Origin of the sequence: Streptomyces sp. 8L (genome assembly GCF_020176795.1) — a bacterium.
Taxonomy (GTDB): Bacteria; Actinomycetota; Actinomycetes; order Streptomycetales; family Streptomycetaceae; genus Streptomyces.
This window is the reverse complement of record NZ_JAIUKE010000726.1, coordinates 1-3554: the sequence shown is the minus strand read 5'-3', so window position 1 is coordinate 3554 and position 3554 is coordinate 1. Positions and strand designations below refer to the sequence as shown.

The following is a 3554-nucleotide window of genomic DNA, read 5'->3' as shown; positions in this document are numbered from 1 at the left end:
CCCCCTACCCCGCCGCCCCCGCCCCCGGGGCCCCCGCCCCCCCGCCCCCCCCCCCCCGGCCCCCCCCCCGGGCCCCCCCCCGGGGGCCCGGGGGGGGCGTGCTGCCGGCAGGCTGGCTGTTCGGCCTCAGATGTTCGCGAGGCCCTGCAACGCCGGGGTGCAACGCGCGAGCCAACCCCGGCGTGCTCGGACGTTCCCGCAGGTCAGGGGTGAAACACGGGCCCGTTGCACTCATGTTGCGGGGTGCTGTTGCACCGGGTGTTGCAGAGGGCCAGGACACCGAACCGCCCGCCGCGTCCCAGCCCCGCACGAAGGAGTCCAGGGCGCGGCGCTGCTCTTCCTGCCGGGCGGTCTGCTCCGCGAGGACCTGGCGGTCGACGTACGGGTCAACGGCGGCGAGGACCAGGCGCCGGAGTTCGTCCGGCTCCAGCGCTTCGACCTCCCACTGGACGGGGGGCTCGATGTCGAAGCCGTAGCGGCGCGCGAAGGCCGGCCATCTCGGGTCGCCGCGCTTGCCCTCGGTCGCGGGCAGCTCGTAGTCGTGGACGACCTGGTCGTAGGTGAGCAGCACCCGCTCGGAGTGGCTCCAACACGCTGTGCGCGCTGTCCAGTCGCGTTGGTGCGGCCTTCGCCGCAGTGCTGGGAACGTGGCGTGCCGGTCCTCCATCCCTCTTCGCTCGGAAGGGACGGCCGGGAGTCGGCTCCCGGCCGAGTGCCGCCGCCGGCGCATGACGGGCCGGACACCGGACACCGGGTCCCCGAGAGGCGCTGCCCCGCCGACGCGGGTCGTCGCGGGAGGCCGTAGACTTCTGCTGTGCTCATCGTGATGTTCATCTGACGGGCCTGCGTACCACCTGCGCAGGACTCGACCTGGCGAGGGTGCAGCTTGCTGCGCCGTCTTGCTCTCGACCGTCGATACGGCGCTGCGGCGCCCAGTACATCAACGGAGCACCCCATTCTCACCGTCTTGCGACTTCCCGGCGCCGCGCGCGCGTTCTTCCCCTCGCTCGTTGGACGGCTGGCGCTGGCCATGGCCGTCTTGGCGATCGTGCTCGCCGTCCAGCGCAGCACAGGATCGTTCGCCGCCGCGGGCGTCGCCTCTGGGGCTTTCGGCTTCGCCAACGTCGCGGCTGCTCCCTGGCGAGCTCGCGCGATCGATCTGTGGGGGCAGCGTCGGACGCTCGCTCCTCTGGGCCTGGCACAGGCCGCGAGCTACCTCGGCCTCGCCTTGGCCGCCCACGCCCGGTCGGCGCCTATCGCCGTCTTCGTGGGGCTGAGTGCCGCGGCGGGTCTAGCGGCGCCACCACTCGGCGCGGCCATGCGCACCGCCTGGACGAGCATCACGTCGCCCGGGGAGGAGCGCACCCGTGCGCTGAGCCTGGACGCCACCGCTGACGAAGTGGTCTTCATCATCGGGCCTGTCGTCGCCTCCTCCCTCAGCACGGCGTTCTCCCCGAGCGCGGCGCTGTTGGCGGCGACCATCACGCTGCTCGTCGGAACGCTGGGGCTGACCACGAGCCGGGTGTCGGGGACGCTTCGGGGCCGAGTGCACGAGCCGGTCGACGTGTCGGGGCCGCGGCCGCTGATGCGGCCCGGCTTCACCCGCGCCCTCGTCGTGCTCTTCGGTGTGGGCGCTGTACTCGGCACCATCGAGGTCGTTGCGCCCGCCGTGGCGGTCGGCGCCCATCACCGCACTGCCTCCGGCTGGCTGCTCGCGGCGCTGTCGGTGGGCAGCGCGGTGGGCGGCCTGGCCTACGGCCACGTCGCGTGGCGGAGCGCTCTGGGCACCCGCATGCTGGTGGCAGCCGCGGCCATGGGCGCATTGACGTGCGCGACGGCGTTCGCGACCGCAGTGCCTCTTTTCGCGGTGGGAAGCGTCGCCATCGGGTTCTTCCTCGCGCCGTCCATCATCACCGGCTATCTCGCCGCAGAACACCTTGTGCCGTCGCACGCCGCGACCGAGGCGTCTGTGTGGACCAACACCGCGCTCAACCTTGGCTCCGCGATCGCCAACGCCGCCGCGGGCGCTCTGGTCACGGGCCTGGACACGACCTTCGCCATGCTGCTGGCCGCAACCGTTGTCATAGCGGCCTCGCTCTGCACGCCCCGTGCCCGCCTGCGGCCGGCCGCCGACACCAGCAAGGTCAGCGATCTCCGAGTGGAGTACTAGTGTTCTGAGTCGGGAATTCCGTTCAGATGTATAGGCTTGGTCTGTGGTGCGTACTGGGCGGCCGAAGGCCGAGTTGATCCTGTCGGATGAGGAACGGGCTGCGCTCGAGGGATGGGTGCGGCGTCGCTCCACGCCGCAGGCATGGGCTCTGAGGTGCCGGATCATCCTGGCGTGCGCGGAGGGTGCTTCGAACAAGGATGTCGCGGCCCGGCTCGGTTCGACTCCGCATGCGGTGGGCCGCTGGCGGGCGAGGTTCGTGGAGCACCGGATCGCCGGCCTGGGCGACATGCCCCGCTCGGGCGGTCCCAGGTCGGTCACTGACGAACAGGTAGCCGCGCTGATCGCCAGGACCCTGGAGTCCGCCCCGAAGGACGCGATGCACTGGTCGACACGGTCGATGGCGAAGCAGACGGGTCTGTCGCAGTCGACGGTGTCACGGGTCTGGCGGGCGTTCGGTCTGCAGCCGCACCGCTCGGAGACCTTCAAGCTGTCGACGGATCCGTACTTCGTCGACAAGGTCCACGATGTCGTCGGCCTCTACCTGGACCCACCCGAGCGGGCCTTGGTCTTCTGCGTGAACGAAAAATCGCAGATCCAGGCCCTGGACCGCTGCAGCCGGTACTGCCGATGATGCCCGGAGTACCGCAACGCGTCACACACGACTACGTCCGCGCCGGCACCACCACCCTGTTCGCCGCCCTGGAGGTAGCCACCGGCAAGGTGATCGGCTCCCTGCACCGGCGCCACCGGGCCGAGGAGTTCAAGAAGTTCCTCATCAAGCTCGAACGCGAAGTGCCCGATGGCCTCGAGGTCCACTTGGTGCTCGACAACTACGCCACCCACAAGACCCCGGCCATCAAGACCTGGCTGCTGTCCCACCCCCGCTTCCACCTGCACTTCACACCGACCGGGTCGTCCTGGCTCAACCTGGTGGAGCGATGGTTCGCCGAGCTGACGAACAAGCAGATACGGCGAGGCGTCCACAAAACGGTCCGGGACCTAGAGCAGGACATCCGGACCTGGATCGCAGCCTGGAACACCGACCCCAAGCCCTACGTCTGGATCAAGACCGCGGACGAGATCCTCGAACGCCTCGCCTCATATCTGAACAGAATTCCCGACTCAGGACACTAGAACTCGCCACGACCGCGGGGGTGGTGCACGTTGAGCGCACCGCCCCGCGGAGGTTGAAGCGTCAGAGGATCAGTGGGTGATGCGGCGCTTGCGGCTCACGTATGCGAACACCGCGCCCGCGCCCACCAGGAGGGCGACCACCGCCAGGATCTCCGCGATATCGGACAGGCCGGTGTCCGCGAGGGTGCCCGAACCAGAGTCGGACTGGGCCGAGCCGGAGGCGGCCGGGCCCGTGGAGGGGGTGGAGGTG

Annotated in this window: 3 protein-coding genes and 1 pseudogene; 2 read left to right on the top strand and 2 right to left on the bottom strand. The window is 70.3% G+C overall.

Translation table 11 applies throughout. The features are described from left to right. Window positions 1-4: 4 nt before the first annotated feature. Window positions 5-571: a hypothetical protein gene (locus LCE31_RS37875; protein WP_225022684.1), complete on the bottom strand. Its 567-nt coding sequence runs from the start codon at window positions 569-571 to the stop codon at window positions 5-7. Window positions 572-967: 396 nt separating this feature from the next. Here LCE31_RS37875 and LCE31_RS37870 point away from each other — a divergent pair, with 396 nt between their 5' ends. Then, on the top strand, window positions 968-2170 hold the full coding sequence (locus LCE31_RS37870) for an MFS transporter (RefSeq protein WP_225022682.1): 1203 nt from the start codon (window positions 968-970) through the stop codon (window positions 2168-2170). Window positions 2171-2213: 43 nt separating this feature from the next. After that, window positions 2214-3304 (top strand): annotated as a pseudogene (locus LCE31_RS37865) (IS630 family transposase). A 69-nt stretch (window positions 3305-3373) separates the two neighbouring features. Here the strand turns inward: LCE31_RS37865 and LCE31_RS37860 are convergent. Continuing rightward, a partial coding sequence (locus LCE31_RS37860) for a hypothetical protein (RefSeq protein WP_374118692.1) occupies window positions 3374-3554 on the bottom strand: 181 nt, incomplete at its 5' end.